We start from the raw sequence: 16816 nt of genomic DNA, 5'->3' as shown, positions 1-16816 counted from the left end.
AAAAATAATCGAACTTATATGGTTGGTTTTTAACATTCTATACTTACACCAAGGTTTAAGTTCTATATACAGATATTGAACCCAAGGATTATTGTGTGGGTTTATGATTCCTATTATTATAGCTTATACGAAAACTATTTGCTGAATTTTTTGTCTACTCATTAGAAATAACTTTGATAATGGAAAATCAGAGAATAACTATATAATTCTAACTCTGACTATTCTTCTAATTATTTATGTGCTAATTGGTTTAGTTCAACTTGGGATATCTTCAATTTACTATTATGGAGAAAACATATTGTTATTGGTTTTGATATTAATAACGTTTCGAAAACTAAAAACCGAAATCGGTATTGTTAATCTTACAAGAAAAATAAAAGAAAACAAATTGAGTATTTTATGAATGTTAATGTTTGGATTTACACCATATTTATTGGCCGAATTAATACCTATGAACACTATTTACCCCTGCGCTGTAAGAAAACAACTACATATGGCAGTGTGTATGAGAAATAGCTGAATTAACACCTAATTAATTATTGATTAGATATTAATAGTATTATTTTTAGCGAAATTATTAATTCAAAACGTTAAATTTTTGAAAATTATTTAATATTAATTTTAAACAAACCTTATGCAAAAAATTACTTTATTATTACTAGGTACTCTTTTCAGTATCAGCTCAATCGCTCAAACTACCGTTACGGGTACTGTGAGTGATAAGAGTAACTCCCCAATTTCCGGAGCAAATATTGTTGAAGATGGAACATCAAACGGCTCTTTGACCGATTTTGAAGGGAACTACACGATTACAGTACAGGACAATGCTACGCTTGTGATTAGCCTTTTAGGTTATGAAACGAATAGTATGGAAGTAAATGGCCAAACGACACTAAACATTACGCTTGCAGAAGGACTTAGTCTGGATGAGGTTGTAATTGTTGGTTCAAGAACGGCACCTAGAAGTCAAACTGATACTGCTTTACCGGTAGATGTTTTAACTTCTGAAGATATTCAAAATACAGGTCAGGTAACCTTTGATAAGGCCTTGCAGTATAAGATACCTTCATTTAATACGGTGCAAACGCCAGTGAATGATGCGACGTCGCTTCTAGATCCTTATGAAATAAGAAACATGGGACCTAGTAGAACATTGATATTAATTAATGGTAAGAGAAAGAACTTAAGTGCTTTATTATACACACAAACGTCACCAGGACGTGGAGAAACAGGTGCAGACATTTCTGCAATACCTACAGACGCAATTAAGCGTGTTGAAATCCTAAGAGATGGAGCATCTGCACAATATGGTTCTGATGCGATTGCTGGTGTAATGAATATTATTCTTAAGGATGATGTGAATAAAGGCTCTGCTACATTAAGAACAGGAATTACTTCTGAAGGTGATGGTGAAATGGTAGGTATCTCAGTAAATAATGGATCTGAAATTGGAGACGATAAAGGATTTGTAAATTATACAATAGATCTTTCTAAAGTAAATTTAGCTAATAGACCAGGTACAGTTAATGCTGCAGGTGAAGCAGCAGATTTTGGTGCAGATCTTGCAGATGTACAAGAATTTTTATCTCGTAACCCTGATGCAAATAACATCAACGGTTCTCCAGAAACTGCTTCTTCAAAATTCTTAATAAATGGTGGACTTGATTTAAGTGATGACACAGAGTTATATTTTAATGCAGCTTATGTGTATAAGAAAGTAAACAGTTTTGCAAACTATAGAACTCCGTATTGGAGAACTGTAGATGATTTTCCTTACTTAGCAGATTTTTTCCCAGGAGATAATCCTAATAATGCTGGAGGATACGACGGATACGTGCCTACATTTGAAGGACTACTTAACGACTACAACGGAACAGTAGGAGTAAAAACAAAAATCAACGAATGGAATGTTGACTTAAGTTATACTACAGGTGGAAACACACAGACATATAAAGTGAATCAATCTCATAACAGAAATGAAGTGTTTTCACCATCAACGTGGATTGATAGTAACAATAATGGAGTTATTGATGATGGTGAAGTTACTGAGGGAGCTCCTTTATACCAATCAAATAGCCAGCAATCATTTGATCCAGGTGGAACAAAGTTCACTCATAATGTAGGGAACATTGATATGAATAGAATCTTATCTGATAAAGTAAGTATTGGTATAGGAGCTGAGTTTAGAAATGAGACTTTTGAAGTAATCGAAGGTGAATTAGCATCTTATGATGGTGGTGGAGCAGATTCTTTTGCAGGAAATGCACCTCAAAATTCAGGGAAGTTTAATCGGTATAACTTTGGTGGATATTTATCTTTAGATTATGATGTTAGTGATGCTTTTCTATTAAGTGGAACAGTTAGAACTGAAAATTATTCAGATTTTGGAAACACCTTTGTTTACAAATTTAGTACTCGTTATAAAATTACAGACAAAATCTCTGCAAGAGCTTCTGTATCTTCTGGATTTAGAGCACCAACATTACACCAGATTTATACTCAAAAAGCACAATACAGCTTTGTTCCTGGACAAGGGATTCAAGTGGGTGGTTTAATTAACAATGTATCTACACAAGCAAAATTATTGGGAATACCAGAATTAGATGCTGAAACGTCTAAGAACTTCACAATAGGATTTGGTGGAAAACTTGCCAATAACCTAAGCTTTACTGTAGATTATTATAACATTGCCGTTGAAGATAGAATTGTATTGGGTACAGAAATTGGTGCAACGGGAGATACAGCAAATCCATTAGATATTCTTTTAGCTGAGAATAACTTGAGTGATGTAAGTTTCTTTTCTAACGCGATAGATACAAGAACATCTGGTATTGATGTTGTATTAAGTAAAAAGAACATCAAATTAGGGGAAGGTAGATTAAATCTTAATTTATCAGGTAACTATACTATTCAAAACGAAAGAGATGGCGATGTAAAGGATATTCCTTTAGTAGCTAATTCTGGTCAATCTGTTGTAAATGAAACGCAAGAAGCATTATTCTTTACATCAAGACCAGAGACTAAGTGGATCTTAGGAGCTGATTATGAATTAGGTAAATTCGGTTTTAACTTGAATAATACTTATTTTGGGAAAACCAAGTTTGCTCAGCAAGGTTTACAAAATCTTGAAGGCCTTTTTATTGATAGTGATGATATACCTGCTGATGCAGTTCAAGATGGCGGTTCAGATTTAAGAACTGAATTTCTAGCTAAAATTGTTACGGATTTAGGAATCACTTATAGTGCGACTGATAAAGTAACACTCGCATTAAACGTTAATAACCTATTAAATGTATTACCAGAATGGGAATTTACGGACGCAACTTCTACAGGTCAGGCGATACTTGATGGCGCAGCCGTTGTTAACTCACCTTCTAACTTGATTACTTTTAATCAACGTTATTCTCAAATGACGTATGATGGGTATCACTTTAGTCAATTAGGAACTATGATTAACTTTTCAGTGAACTATAGATTCTAAAACAGTATATTTTTTTACAAAGCCTCTTCATGATACAATGGAGAGGCTTTTTTTTGTTTTTATATTTAGGGAGGTTAGTGTAAATTATTGAAGCTAAACTCCATTCAATAACTTAACGCAACAAATCTAAATTTATAGGGTTATAGGAAAGAATCACTTTTTAGGAATTTTTAAACTATGAATAAAAAGATATATCTGATAATTTCACCCATAGTAGTAGGAGTGCTATTTGGTTTTTATGGGTCCTTCCTGACTGTTGTTTGCTTTTTACCAATCTTATTATTTGTAATTGCCGCTTTAATACTAAGTTTATTTGTTCGAAAGCTTCTTTTCAAAAGAAATCTTAAAGGAAATCTATTAAATTCAATACTCACTGCTATATTATTTCTTCCGTTCGTTTTTGTTGGAATCAAAGGGCAGGAATTTATTTCATTAAAAAGAGCTAAGGATGTTGTTCAACAAATCGAAGAATATCAAGTTATTTACAAAGTTTACCCCGAAAATCTTGATATGTTAGAAATTAAACAGTCCAAAGTAAAATATTATTATAACAAAATTAAAAAGACTTACATGCTTACTTATGATATTGATGGGTCTTATACAAACGCCTATAACAGTGAATTTAAAAATTGGTGCAATCTAGACTGAAAATAATAAAAAGTAAAAAAGCCAGTGGCTAACAACGTATAACAAAAATGGCTAAATAAATAGTTGTTTTAAAAATTAGAACATATAATTAACTAAATTTATAATCGGAATATAACGTAAAGCGGCTTTCCAACGCTCACCTGCCTGCCTGCCTGCAGGGCCAACATTTGCTGCGCAAATTTATTCTTACGAATCTCACGCCACTAAACGCCACTAAACGCCACTAAACGCCACTTTCGTTATACAAAACCTTTGGCAACAATATAAAAAACGACATTGCACTTTAACTACTTCCTTTATCGGAAGATTAACTCCTGGTATTCCAAATGGTTCTTGGCACCTTTATAGAAAGAGAGGACTCGTAAGTTTACTGGAGCTTGAAATCTAAAATACGTTATAGTTCTCCTCTTTTTCTATCTAAAGATATTTAATACAAACTAAAGAAACACGTTGGCTGTCATTAATAAACCTGATATAATTTGGTTATCCCGAAAAATTGAGTATACTGTCATAAAACATAATGTTTATGATTGAAACAAGAATATTTGATGAGGTAAACAGACCAAGTTCAGTAGAAAAAAAAGAAATAGTAAATTTTCTCTTTGAACATCTTCAAGGATTTGGAGACCCTAAAAAAGATATTCAAAAAGCAATTGAATACTCAATAAAAGAAATCACCTCTTTTGGAGGGTTCACAATGCTTATTATAGATGACAATAATATTGTTGGAATAACTGTAATTAATGAGACTGGAATGGGAGGATATATTCCAGAGAACATACTTGTATACATTGCTACCCATAAAGAATATCGTGGTAAAGGACTAGGGAGAATTTTAATGCAAAATGCCATTGAATATGCAAAAGGAGATATTGCTCTTCATGTGGAAGCAAATAACCCTGCAAAATACCTATATGAAAAACTTGGGTTTACCAACCCTTATCTAGAAATGAGATTAAAGAAATAGTTTATGGCTGAGTTAAGAATTCATACAAAAAAAATTCAAAATAATATCAAGTATTTGAGTGCATATTTTGATTCTCATAATATTACTTGGAGTTTAATTACAAAAGTTTTTTCAGGAGATAAAGAGTTTCTAAAACATATTCTTACTGATGAAATTATTCAGAAGATAGACTCTGTCGGTGATTCCAGATTAACGAGCTTAAAAAATTTAAAAGCTGTGAATCCTGAAATGAAAACAATTTATATTAAACCTCCTGCAAAAATATATGCAGATGATATTGTAAAATACGCTGATATTTCTCTGAATAGTTCCTATACCACTATTGTGGCTTTAAATGAAGCGGCTAAAAAGGTTGATATCATTCATCAAATAATAATAATGGTGGAACTTGGTGAATTACGTGAAGGTGTAAAAAGAACTGAGTTAATGAACTTTTATGAAAGTGTTTTTCAACTTTCCAATATTGAGGTTATCGGTATTGGCTCTAATTTAGGTTGTATGTATGGAGTTGAACCTTCTTATGATAAGTTATTACAATTATCACTTTATGAGGAACTAATTTCAGTAAAATTTAATAAGGATTTGGAATTTGTTTCTGGAGGAACATCCATCACTCTACCACTTATTGAAAATAATACAATTCCAAAAGATATTAACCATTTTCGTGTTGGGGAAGCCATATTTTTTGGAACCAGTCCATTAGAGAATAAACAGTTTAAAGAACTTTCAATTGACACCTTTGAATTTTGCGCTAACATCATTGAACTTGAAGAAAAAAAAATTGTTCCTGATGGCATAATAAGTAATGCTAATATTGGACAATCTGCGGATTTTAATGATGAGGATGTTAATGAGACTTCAATTAAGGCTATCCTTGATTTCGGTTTATTAGATGTTGATCAAAATGATATTGAATTTATAGACGAAAAATTAGACTATGTTGGGATAACCTCAGATATGCTTGTTGTCGATATTGGTACAAACACTACGAAAGATGGAAAAAAGAAATATAGCATAGGGGACAAAATACATTTTAAACCAAATTACATGGCAGTAGCTAGACTTTTGAATTCAAAATTCATTGATAAAAAATTTGATTAAAAACAATGAACAGCCAACAATGGGTATAAAAAATTGCTAAATTCAATAAGATAGAATGTTTCTAAAACTTAAATTTAAACATTGAAAAATTACGATTGCAAAAACGCATCTTTCCATACCTCAGATTTAGGTGGAGATGGAGATCAAGACATCCTAGGTACTTATTGGAATGATCATAAAATAGTATAGTTCTAGAATTTGACTATTTTAGGTATAAAGGATAATATATTAGCGAAGATTATAGTAAGTCCAAATCCAACTAAAGATGTCTTAAATGTTGAAGTTGCGGGGAGTATTGCAAGTTTGAAGATTTATAATTCTTTAGGTCAGTTAATTCTTTACAAGATTTCTTTAAACCGTATTGATATTTCAAGTTTAGAGCAAGGGTTCTATTTTTTATACATTGCTGATATGAATGGAAAACATAGTATGGTAAAAGTAGCTAAGGAGTAAAGACAATTGCCGACACCGTATAAAATTAATTGCTACTTCAAGCTTGCTTACCAAAATCCTCGAGGATTTTCCTCTGGTTCGTTTCTTTTTACTAATTTAGATGCTTGCCAATATAGCTAAACCTACAAACCAACCAAAACCCACCCACATTTAAATCAATGACCTTCAACCAATTAGGTGGCGCTTGCGACCTTGTATTTAAAGCTGATACTTTTGAGGGAATACAACACCTTTAGTAAACAACACGGCATAGAAATGTTTCAGCAAAATGATAAAGCGCATTTGGCCGCCATGAACAAGATGAGAGCCCTCATGCAAACGGTAGATTAAGATATATTTAAACAATGGATGGATGAAAAACGATCAGCCTTTGAGGCTTTAGTAGATTCAGATTAAGGGAATAAACCATTTACTTCAACGCGCTCTATTATAAAGTATATACAAACCTAAGCGTTATAAATCGAGGTTGTACAAAGGTTTCCGAAGAGAACACCGAGATATTATTTGCACTGTTTCTTACCTGAGAATCGATGTTCAATAAATTAGTAGCCTTGATTTCGTATTCCCACTTTGCATCCCTACTTTTTCTATACGAAAGCCTAGCATCCCAGTTCTGAAAAGACTGCGATTCGCCATTACCAAGATCTTGGTGGGTATAGCTATAATTAGATCTAATGATCACTTTCTTCCATATATAGGCATCAAACTCTATTGAGGGTGCATTCGTTACAAATTTAGTGGTACGACTTCCTTGGTTATTGTTCGTTACACTAAAGCGATGTCTCAAACTAACGTTAGGTGCCACCTTAAAATTGGTTCGTATGCCTGGCGTATAGGTTTGGGTATAGCCTTCATTAAGTGATTTCTGACCTTGAATAAACTGATTTATTTTGCTATAATTAAAATTAGCTCTAAAGCTTGCTCGTACCTTACCAAAGGTTTTCTGCATGCGCCCAGAGAGATTAAAATTTTCATCTGCAAAATTAGAGTTGAAAAAAGTATTGGTACGAATTACATTGTCGAAATTCGTGACACTTTGTATTTGATCGATATTCTTTGAGTAGGACGCTCTAGCAAATACATTCGTATAATTAAAGAGATTGAAACTACTGTAAAACAAACTCACGTTATGCGACAAGGCATTCTGAAGATCAGGTTCACCAAATTGTATGCTGTTGTAACTATTTAAGACAACCCCTTGAGCCAATCGGGTGATATCGGTAAATTGATTCCGCATATCATATCGGAAGGTGAGAGCTTCACTCTTTTTAATCTGAATTCGGGTTTCGAAATCTGGTAAAAACCGAAAGAAATTATCTTCAACAGTTTCTCCAAATTGACTATTTCTGTTTCCGTAGGCATGGACTGAAAAACCAGGGGTTACTGTAAATTTCCCAGATTTAATACGGTAATGTGCTCCCAAATAAACATCGCTAAATTTATATTCAGTGTCGTTGGTCACTCGCCCTTCATTGAAGTTTGGAGTGGGTTCAAATTGAGATCCATCGGCTAGAAACTGGAAAATATTAGAATTGAATTCTTGACGACTCAAAATAGTTCCAAGGGTTAAGTTGATATTACTCTTGGCATTAAGAATGTTGTAATAATCTAATTTAGCATCTAGTTGATTGGATTTAATGCGTCTGTTTTGACCAAGGTCATAATTTGTTAAAGAACTGTCTAGACCCAAGGCATCTGCTGTCGAGTCAAAAGCATCTTCACCGGTAGGATTGTTATCTAAAACGACATTATAAAATGGGTCTTCGTTTTTTAATAGATGCTGCGCTTCAAAAGCGAAAATATTGGTTTCGTTTAGCGTGTAATAATATTTTAAATTTTGATTGATGCTATAAGGGGTGACTTCATCCAACTGATTGGTAGTTCCGATCACCGAAGATAAAATGTTTTGTTTTTGGGAATCGTTTGATATACGACCCAAGATGTCATAATCCATTTGATTATTGGCATTGGGTTGGTACGATGCACTTAGTTTTAACAATCCTTGATTAGAACGTTCTTTGCTAGATTCTTCGGTAACTTCATCGGGAATACCCAAATCTGGATCTGTATATTGAACAAAACTTGTTTCTTTGGAAAGAATACGACTACTATTGTAAATTAGGAATCCACTAAAGTCTATGGCTTGCGTAGGGGAATAGCTAAAATTACCGGTTGCCAATTTATTTTCAATTTCCAAGGCATTATCTTGATTCGTTAAGAAATTAAGACTGTTATCGCCAAGATTTAAACTAGTTCCACTGCTAGTGCTTGGTGCTCTAAAACCACCTCCAAATCCTCTTATATCACGCCTTGTTAAGGCTACTTCACCCGTATTGTTGAGGTCGCCTATAAAATTAAGGCTGTACTTTGGGCTGTAATAAAATAGTTTAGGCTGAAATAAATAAAGTCCATCGTCTGGTGATAATCCACCACCTGCAGTTACATTACCAAACCAAAAGTTTTCTTTCCCTTCTTTCAATTTAATATTCAGCGCCACATTATCTTGGTTGTTTCTTACACCACTTAGTTGACCCACTTCAGAATAATTACGAAGCACTTGTATTTTATCTACCGCATTGGACGGAATATTTTTGGTTGCTAATTTGGTGTCTCCATCAAAAAAGTCCTTGCCATTTACCATAAGCTTATTAACTACTTTGCCTTCCACTTCAATCTGTCCATCTTCATTGATTTCGACGCCTGGTAAATTTTCAAGCACATCTTCTAACTTTCGTTCAGTCCCGTCTTTAAAAGAATCAGCATTGTAAATAAGGGTATCACCTCTTACAACAATCGGCATTTCATATGTAAGTTCCACCGCCTCCAAAACATTGTCATATGCTAAGGTATAGTCTTTTATTAGATCAATCTCTTTTGTTGAAAGTACCTCTGTAAAAGTCTTCTTACCGATATAACTAATCTGTATATTATAAGTGTTATTCTGTCCTAATTTGAGGGTATATTTTCCTTGTTCATCAGTAATTGAATAAGATTCTAAACCACTTGTTTCTTGGTTGATTGCGACTACATTCGCTAATTCCAAGGGAGTGTTCAGGCTATCTTTAACAATACCTTCAAGTTTAATTTGACCATAAGAGGTACAAGCTATAAAAATTAGCAAAAGACAGCATATTTTTTTCATTATTTCGCTTTAATGAAGGGTTGGTATTAATTTTATTTCAGAAAATATTAATATCTTCTTCCTCGGTTGTTTCTCATTTCAAGCATTTTTTCTTGGATAGTTGCTTGATATTCACTTTTTGTAATTTCATTCCCTTTATCTGGAGCTTCAATTAAAATTTCCTCTGTAGGATTTATTACCACCTTAGAACAAAGTATCGTTGTATTGCCAGCACTTACCTCTAAAATAAGACCTGGTAGACCCCAATATTCAGCGGGTCCATGACTTACGGGTATTTGAAGTGTATACCATGCTTCAATTTCAGTTAGTTGTATTTCAGGTACAATAGGTTCAATAGTTGCGTCTGTGGAATCCGTTTTCTTTTCAGTAGCAGCAGGTCTTAGATCACTCCAAGAAAAATCATACCAAGTCAACTCTGCTGTGGGAACTAAGGAAGTTGCTTTAAAACATAAATATTGTCCAATTTGTTTTGATTCTGAACCCATCTTCCATTCTATAGATTGTAGTTTATCCTTAACTAAAAACTTCTTACCATAGAATTCTTGACTTTGAATTAAAACATTTTCTTTTACATTTTTATATTGCTCGCCTCTTGAAAAATTACTCCCCCAAGTATCTGTAGCACCAGACATGGCGTCTACTTGGTCTTCTTCATTAAATACGGATTCTTCCTTGTTAAAGCTTAATACAAAGGTCTTTTCCAATCTATTCTTAAGACGTGCTTGTATTTGTTTCTTCTGTGCTTCACTCATTTTTGCTCCCCAAGTACCTAGCTCCATTTTAGATTTAGAAAAATAAAATGCCTGACCTTGAAATTCTTGGACACTTGGTTTAAATGAGGTTAGAATTAAAAAAGAGAGGGTAATTAATATAAAGGAAAATGATTTCATGACGGTTATAAATTAATTATGTTTAACAAATATATATAAATATTAAACGGCAAATGTTTTTTTATAAAACATTAACATTAATTCATAGGTCAAACCTAGGGCTTAATCTATTTTTTTGAGATGAATAGTATAACTAATATTTAAATAAATAGGAGGGAATTGCGATCTTTTTTTATTAAAGCTCCATTTTCTTAAGCTCTTTGTAGTTTCTTTTTAATCGCTTCAATAAAATACCGTAGATCAACCAATAAAAGAGAATTAAAATCCCTACAAACAAAATACCAAAGATAATTTGTGAAACTATAAAGACGGAAGCAAAACTATCTTGTGCTACCCCTTTAGCTGCAAAATCCATTACTTCATACAATTGATCACTACGATTATAGAAAAATGAATTTAATACGATACTTGAAAGGATAAACATACCCACATTATAATACACAAAATATTTTACTGTTTTACGGGTATTTAAAATGCTTTTCATCAAGCTTTTTGTATCGTCGGTTACTTGTATAGATTGATAATTTTTATAGAAATAAATGATAAAGACTCCAAAGATGATAAAGTGAAAAATATTACCGTAAAAAATAATATTTTCAATCCCCAGATCAATGATGATTGCTTTTTGAGAGTCAGGCATTAAAAAGTTAAGACTGATCCAAAATAATAATTCAGCGATGCTTATTATAAAAATCCACTTGACTATAGAGGAAGATTTTTTGAGGAGCATCTTGTATATACTATCATACGACAAGCTAGGAAGTTCTTGTTCCCGCTCTTGCCATTGTTTTTTAAATGTTTCTAATTGATCCATGCCCTTACGGATTTAAAATTTTTCTTAATTTTTCTTTCGTTCTATTCATCTTCACTCTCGCGTTTACTTCACTAATTCCCAATGCAGCCGATATTTCTCGATACGATTTGTCTTCTAAATACAAGAAAACAAGCGCCTTGTCAATATCATTTAACTCTTTTACAGCACTGTACATTAGCTTTAATTGTTCTTCTTCTGTATCGTCATAAGCTTCCGATGAAATCTTAAAACTAATCGATTCAAAATCTTGTGTCTTTATTCTACGTTTAGACTTTCTATATAAGGTGATGGCTGTATTTAAAGCGACACGATACATCCAAGTACTAAACTTAGAATCCCCTCTAAACTTAGGGAAGGCTCGCCATAGTTGGATGGTTATTTCCTGGAATAAATCATTGTGTGAATCACTATCATGAGTATATAACCTACATATTTTATGTACAATGTTTTGATTAGCTTCCAGCTGTTTAACAAAACTATGTTCGAGTTCTTTATTCAATGATGGGTTGTTAGTTGCCTATTAGTAGACCGTTTTTAGATTTTGTTACAAAGGTCTTAAAAAATACCTAAAACTTGAGGAAAGATATCGATTCTGTTTTACAATTTGTACCTTTATAAACTAAATTATAGGATGAATATCTTAGACACTAAGTTACCTCGAATTGTGATCATTGGAGGCGGATTTGCAGGAATCTCATTTATTAAGCAGATTCAAAAAGAGGCGTTTCAAATTGTGCTGTTTGACCGAAATAATTACCATACGTTTCAACCTTTACTATATCAGGTTTCTACGGCAGGATTAGAACCAGATTCTATTTCCTATCCACTTCGGAAAATTTTCAGGAATAATAAAAACTTTCACTTTCGCATGGCTGAAGTGGAGCATATAAACCCGACTACAAAAACAATTGAAACATCGATTGGTTCATTAGCCTACGATCATCTAATCATCGCAAGTGGTTCTACCACTAATTTCTTCGGAAATAAAAGCATCGAGGAGAAAAGTATGCCCATGAAAACCGTACCTCATTCTTTAAATATTAGAAGCTTAATGCTTCAGAATATTGAGGAGGCAGACCTCACCACAGATGTTGCTAAAAGAAGAAGTTTACTCAACTTTGTAATTGCAGGAGCTGGTCCCACAGGAGTTGAATTAGCTGGAGCATTGGCAGAATTTAAAAGAGGAATTTTAGAGAATGATTATCCTTCAATCTCTGAAGATGAAATGCAAGTACATTTATTAGAAGGTGCAGACCGAGTTTTGCCTCCTATGAGTAAAAAATCTTCTACAAAGGCCCTGTATTTTTTAGAGAAATTAGGCGTCCAAGTACATCTTAATACCTTTGTAAAAGAATATGATGGACATACAGTATCTACAAATTCTGGAGTACAATTTCATACCGCAACATTTATTTGGGCTGCTGGAGTAACAGGAGCTTCAATACAAGGTCTCGATGGGGAAGCTTTGGTGAAAAGAGCAAATCGCTATCAGGTAAATGAATATAATACTGTGGAAGGCTATAAAGACATCTATGCGCTTGGAGATATCGCGATCATGAAAAGTGAAGGATATCCAAACGGACACCCTATGGTGGCACAACCTGCGATTCAACAAGGAAAAAATTTAGGTAAAAACTTTAAACGTGTACTTCATGGTAAATCGATGAAACCTTTTGTGTATTTCGATAAAGGTTCCATGGCAACCATTGGAAGAAACAAAGCAGTAGTAGATATTAAAAATCTAAACTTCTCAGGATTTATCGCCTGGTTTATATGGATGTTTGTACACCTTTGGTTTTTAGTAGGGTTTAGAAATAGAATGGTTACTTTTTTTAATTGGACCTATAATTATATCAACTACGATAAAGCAGCGCGTTTAATTATTAGACCTTTTAAAAGAAAAGTTTAATTCTCAATGGTTACTTTAAGTGGACCACCGTTTATTATAAATCCACCACCAACTTCGTCAATATTAACATCTAGCTCGTCACTGGTGTCGATGCTATTAATATTCACTTTCATTTCGTCGTAACTGTCGATGCTTTTAATGTTTACATTTAATTCGTCATAGGTATTAATGTCTACAATACGAACGTCTATTGTTTCAAATTCATTAATCGGAACCAATTTATATTCGGTAGTGATTTCAGGTAGATTATTTCCTTCTGAAGCATACGCTGAAGGTATAATATCGGCATCCTTTACTACATTGATTGTAAGACAAACGGCAATAATGGTTAAAATGGTTTTGGTGTATATATCTGTTTTCATGGTGATATTTTTAAATGATTTTAAATTGAAGTAACAATAATTATTCCTTAATGATGCGCTTAGTAATTTTTATACAAGATATTAATTTTCGTTTAGATTTGGTGTTTTATACATTTGAGAATAGATAAATTACAATTCGGTTTCTTTTTTTTCTGAAATGAATCTTGATGTAGCAATTTTGTCCTGTAACTTATATTCAACCAAAAATGAAAACCGTACATCAGCAACAGTATTTAAAATTCGTAATCGGAATCGTATGTTTCCTATTCGTTTCAATAGGCTATTCACAGACGACTATTTCAGGAAGAGTAACAGAGTCAAACGGAACACCAATACTTGGAGCCAATGTGTATTTAGAAGGAACCTATGGTGGAACCTCTTCAGATATAGAAGGAAACTTTTCTTTTGAAACTTCGGAAACTGGAACTCAAACCTTAGTGATTTCCTTTGTGTCTTTCGAAACCTTCACACTTCAGTCTTCAGTTTCAGAATTAAAAAACCTGACCATAAAACTACGAGAAGATGTAAACTCCTTAGATACAGTCGTGATATCTGCAGGGACCTTTGAAGCGAGCGATAACAGTAAAATATCGGTATTAAAACCTTTAGATGTAGTAACTACGGCAAGTGCTTTGGGAGATTTCGTAGGTGCATTACAAACCCTGCCTGGTACCACAACAGTAGCCGAAGACGGACGTTTATTTGTGCGTGGAGGCTCTGCGGAAGAAACACAAATATTTATCGACGGAATTCGTGTGTTTACGCCTTATGGATCAACAACCAATAATATTCCAACAAGAGGAAGATACAGCCCCTTTTTATTCGATGGAATTACTTTTTCAACGGGAGGATATTCAGCCGAATATGGACAAGCCTTATCATCGGTACTTTTATTAAGCACCATCGATGAACCTGTTCAGGAAAAGACAGATATTTCAATTATGAGTGTGGGACTAGGATTGGGAAATACACAAAAATGGGAAAAAAGCTCTTTAAGTGTAAATGCCTCATACATCAACTTATTGCCTTATGTTGAAGCTTTACCAGACCGTAAAAAATGGAAAAAACCCTTTGAAGCCTTAGCAGGAGAATCTGTTTTTAGACAGCAATTTAATAAAGGATTATTAAAGATTTATGTAGCTTTTGATGCAACTGATTTCGAATTAAACCAAGAGGATATCAATTTTGAAGAAGGAATAGATTTCAAATTAAAGAATAATAATTTTTATACCAATGCCAGTTATAGTGGTGCTTTAAGTGATAGTTGGAAAATATTTGGTGGTGCAAGTTATACCTATGCAAAAACTGACATAGGAATAATTACAGATGAAGTAAATAATACAGAACACTCAGCGCATCTAAAATTTAAATTAAGAAAACGGTATAGCAATCGGGTAAAAGTATTGTTTGGAGCCGAACAATTTTTAACCGATTTTGATGAAACTTTTCAAGCTGATTTATTTCAAGCAACGTATGGATTTAAGAATAATATTTCTGCTGTGTTCACAGAAGCTGATTTAATCTTCTCCAAAAAGTTTGCTGTTAAAGTGGGAGCAAGGGGGGAATACAGTGAGTTATTTGAGGAATTTACCCTTTCACCTAGAATCTCATTGGCTTATAAAACAGGAAAAAATAGTCAGTTGTCTTTGGCATACGGAGATTTCTATCAGCAGCCACAAAATGATATTCTAAAGTTTACAGATAACTTAGAAGCTCAAAATACACAGCATTATATTTTAAACTATCAATATGCTGCAAACAATCGGATTTTTAGAGCAGAAGTATTCAGAAAAGAATACAGTAACCTAGTGACTTATAATTCTGATTTCCCTGAATTCAATAGCGACTTCACTAGTAATGGAGATGGATATGCACAGGGATTCGATCTATTTTTTAGAGACAATAAGAGTATTAAAAGTGTAGATTATTGGCTAAGTTATTCTTATTTAGATAGTGAGAGAAAGTATAATAACTTCCCAGTAGATGCAACTCCATCTTTTGCCAATACACATAATGTTTCTGTCGTAGCAAAATATTGGATCAAAGATTGGAAAAGCCAGATAGGTTTTAGCCATCAATACGGAAGTGGACGTACGTATACGAATCCTAATAAAGATGGTTTTTTACAAGAAAAAGCAAAAGGGTATAATAGTTTGAGTTTAAACTGGGCCTATTTAATTTCTCCTCAAAAGATTTTATATCTCTCAGTAAACAATGTGTTAGGGTTTAAAAATATTAATGGCTATCAATATGCAGATGCTCCAAATATGAATGGAGTGTTTAACAGACGAACACTTCGTCCTGCTGCAGATCAGTTCTTTTTTGTGGGCTTCTTCTGGACACTAAGCGACGATGGAAAAGAAAATCAGTTGGATAATTTGTAGGTTATAGTAAAAAAGTATCAGGTATTAGGTATCAAGTATCAGAAACGATTCAACAAATAAACAGTAAACTATCTAACTATCTGGCAATCTAAAAGTCTAGCCATCTAACAATCTAATCATCTAATTTACATTTCAACCTAATAAACGAACAGTTGGGTATGCTTCTTTTTAAAAAGCCGTTTAACTACCAGATATTTGTATCATAATTAATAATAAAACAAAAAATAATGCAAACAGTACTTCTTTATTTATCATTACTTTTCTCAGGAGCGATGATTCAAGCACAAAACACGGTAGAGGTTTCAATCACCAATTTTGGCAGCAACGATGGAAACGTTTATATATCGTTACATGATAGCGAAGCTAATTTTTTAGAAAAAGGAATGGTGTCTAAAAAATCTGAAATCAACAAGCAAAAAGCAAATTTCACTTTTTCTGAATTACCTGATGGTACCTATGCAGTTTCTTGCTTTCATGATGAAGACAACAACGGTAAAATGAATATGATTATGGGAATGATCCCTTTGGAAGACTATGGAACTTCTAACAATGCGCCTGCTCGTTTCGGACCTCCAAAATGGAACGATGCTAAATTTGAAGTAAGTAACGGAGAAATTGTAAAATTGGATATAAAACTATAAATTGATAACATTAAAATTATGAAT

General features: G+C 33.3%; 13 protein-coding genes. 8 read left to right on the top strand and 5 right to left on the bottom strand.

The annotated features are described in order from the left end of the window. The first annotated feature begins 634 nt into the window (after positions 1 to 634). The 5 genes from ABXT64_RS01240 to ABXT64_RS01220 all read left to right on the top strand — a co-directional run bounded on the left by ABXT64_RS01240 (position 635) and on the right by ABXT64_RS01220 (position 6650). Complete coding sequence (locus ABXT64_RS01240; protein ID WP_443633579.1) at positions 635 to 3481, top strand: TonB-dependent receptor; 2847 nt, start codon at positions 635 to 637, stop codon at positions 3479 to 3481. A 177-nt stretch (positions 3482 to 3658) separates the two neighbouring features. Then, on the top strand, positions 3659 to 4129 hold the full coding sequence (locus tag ABXT64_RS01235) for a hypothetical protein (RefSeq protein WP_443633578.1): 471 nt from the start codon (positions 3659 to 3661) through the stop codon (positions 4127 to 4129). Positions 4130 to 4655: 526 nt separating this feature from the next. Beyond that, positions 4656 to 5096, top strand: coding sequence for a GNAT family N-acetyltransferase (locus ABXT64_RS01230; RefSeq protein ID WP_443633577.1), 441 nt, complete (start codon positions 4656 to 4658; stop codon positions 5094 to 5096). Between the two features lie 3 nt (positions 5097 to 5099). Continuing rightward, entirely contained in the window at positions 5100 to 6197 is a 1098-nt protein-coding gene (locus ABXT64_RS01225; protein WP_443633576.1) for an alanine racemase, read from the top strand. Between the two features lie 198 nt (positions 6198 to 6395). Then, positions 6396 to 6650 carry a T9SS type A sorting domain-containing protein gene (locus ABXT64_RS01220; protein ID WP_443633575.1) on the top strand — a complete coding sequence of 85 codons (255 nt, stop codon included), beginning with the start codon at positions 6396 to 6398 and terminating at the stop codon, positions 6648 to 6650. A 427-nt stretch (positions 6651 to 7077) separates the two neighbouring features. Here the strand turns inward: ABXT64_RS01220 and ABXT64_RS01215 are convergent, their stop codons facing one another. From ABXT64_RS01215 to ABXT64_RS01200, 4 genes are all read right to left on the bottom strand, one after another. After that, positions 7078 to 9792 carry a carboxypeptidase regulatory-like domain-containing protein gene (locus tag ABXT64_RS01215; protein WP_443633574.1) on the bottom strand — a complete coding sequence of 905 codons (2715 nt, stop codon included), beginning with the start codon at positions 9790 to 9792 and terminating at the stop codon, positions 7078 to 7080. 47 nt (positions 9793 to 9839) lie between these two features. Further along, positions 9840 to 10682 carry a GLPGLI family protein gene (locus tag ABXT64_RS01210; RefSeq protein ID WP_443633573.1) on the bottom strand — a complete coding sequence of 281 codons (843 nt, stop codon included), beginning with the start codon at positions 10680 to 10682 and terminating at the stop codon, positions 9840 to 9842. A gap of 175 nt (positions 10683 to 10857) precedes the next feature. Next, on the bottom strand, positions 10858 to 11496 hold the full coding sequence (locus tag ABXT64_RS01205) for a hypothetical protein (RefSeq protein WP_443633572.1): 639 nt from the start codon (positions 11494 to 11496) through the stop codon (positions 10858 to 10860). Positions 11497 to 11500: 4 nt separating this feature from the next. After that, complete coding sequence (locus ABXT64_RS01200) at positions 11501 to 11995, bottom strand: RNA polymerase sigma factor (RefSeq protein ID WP_443633571.1); 495 nt, start codon at positions 11993 to 11995, stop codon at positions 11501 to 11503. A 132-nt stretch (positions 11996 to 12127) separates the two neighbouring features. On the opposite strand from ABXT64_RS01200, the gene ABXT64_RS01195 reads away from it, so the two are divergent. Further along, entirely contained in the window at positions 12128 to 13405 is a 1278-nt protein-coding gene (locus ABXT64_RS01195) for an NAD(P)/FAD-dependent oxidoreductase (RefSeq protein WP_443633570.1), read from the top strand. Here the strand turns inward: ABXT64_RS01195 and ABXT64_RS01190 are convergent. Further along, positions 13402 to 13767, bottom strand: coding sequence for a hypothetical protein (locus ABXT64_RS01190; RefSeq protein ID WP_443633569.1), 366 nt, complete (start codon positions 13765 to 13767; stop codon positions 13402 to 13404). The genes ABXT64_RS01195 and ABXT64_RS01190 overlap by 4 nt on opposite strands. 206 nt (positions 13768 to 13973) lie before the next feature. On the opposite strand from ABXT64_RS01190, the gene ABXT64_RS01185 reads away from it, so the two are divergent. Both ABXT64_RS01185 and ABXT64_RS01180 read left to right on the top strand, forming a co-directional pair. Then, positions 13974 to 16151: a TonB-dependent receptor gene (locus tag ABXT64_RS01185; protein ID WP_443633568.1), complete on the top strand. Its 2178-nt coding sequence runs from the start codon at positions 13974 to 13976 to the stop codon at positions 16149 to 16151. Between the two features lie 227 nt (positions 16152 to 16378). Beyond that, positions 16379 to 16792, top strand: a complete 414-nt coding sequence (locus ABXT64_RS01180) for a DUF2141 domain-containing protein (protein ID WP_443633567.1) — start codon at positions 16379 to 16381, stop codon at positions 16790 to 16792. The last annotated feature ends 24 nt before the right edge of the window (positions 16793 to 16816 follow it).

The organism is Candidatus Marifrigoribacter sp. Uisw_064, assembly GCF_047730175.1.
Lineage (GTDB): Bacteria > Bacteroidota > Bacteroidia > Flavobacteriales > Flavobacteriaceae > Marifrigoribacter.
Note: the sequence above shows the minus strand (reverse complement) of the source record. Positions and strands in the feature narration are given on the sequence as shown.

Excerpts from the sequence above, each read along its gene's own strand:
- ABXT64_RS01240 (WP_443633579.1), top strand. The coding sequence starts at position 635 with ATGCAAAAAATTACTTTATTATTACTAGGTACTCTTTTCAGTATCAGC.
- ABXT64_RS01235 (WP_443633578.1), top strand. The coding sequence starts at position 3,659 with ATGAATAAAAAGATATATCTGATAATTTCACCCATAGTAGTAGGAGTG.
- ABXT64_RS01230 (WP_443633577.1), top strand. The coding sequence starts at position 4,656 with ATGATTGAAACAAGAATATTTGATGAGGTAAACAGACCAAGTTCAGTA.
- ABXT64_RS01225 (WP_443633576.1), top strand. The coding sequence starts at position 5,100 with ATGGCTGAGTTAAGAATTCATACAAAAAAAATTCAAAATAATATCAAG.
- ABXT64_RS01215 (WP_443633574.1), bottom strand. The coding sequence starts at position 9,792 with ATGAAAAAAATATGCTGTCTTTTGCTAATTTTTATAGCTTGTACCTCT.
- ABXT64_RS01210 (WP_443633573.1), bottom strand. The coding sequence starts at position 10,682 with ATGAAATCATTTTCCTTTATATTAATTACCCTCTCTTTTTTAATTCTA.
- ABXT64_RS01205 (WP_443633572.1), bottom strand. The coding sequence starts at position 11,496 with ATGGATCAATTAGAAACATTTAAAAAACAATGGCAAGAGCGGGAACAA.
- ABXT64_RS01195 (WP_443633570.1), top strand. The coding sequence starts at position 12,128 with ATGAATATCTTAGACACTAAGTTACCTCGAATTGTGATCATTGGAGGC.
- ABXT64_RS01190 (WP_443633569.1), bottom strand. The coding sequence starts at position 13,767 with ATGAAAACAGATATATACACCAAAACCATTTTAACCATTATTGCCGTT.
- ABXT64_RS01185 (WP_443633568.1), top strand. The coding sequence starts at position 13,974 with ATGAAAACCGTACATCAGCAACAGTATTTAAAATTCGTAATCGGAATC.
- ABXT64_RS01180 (WP_443633567.1), top strand. The coding sequence starts at position 16,379 with ATGCAAACAGTACTTCTTTATTTATCATTACTTTTCTCAGGAGCGATG.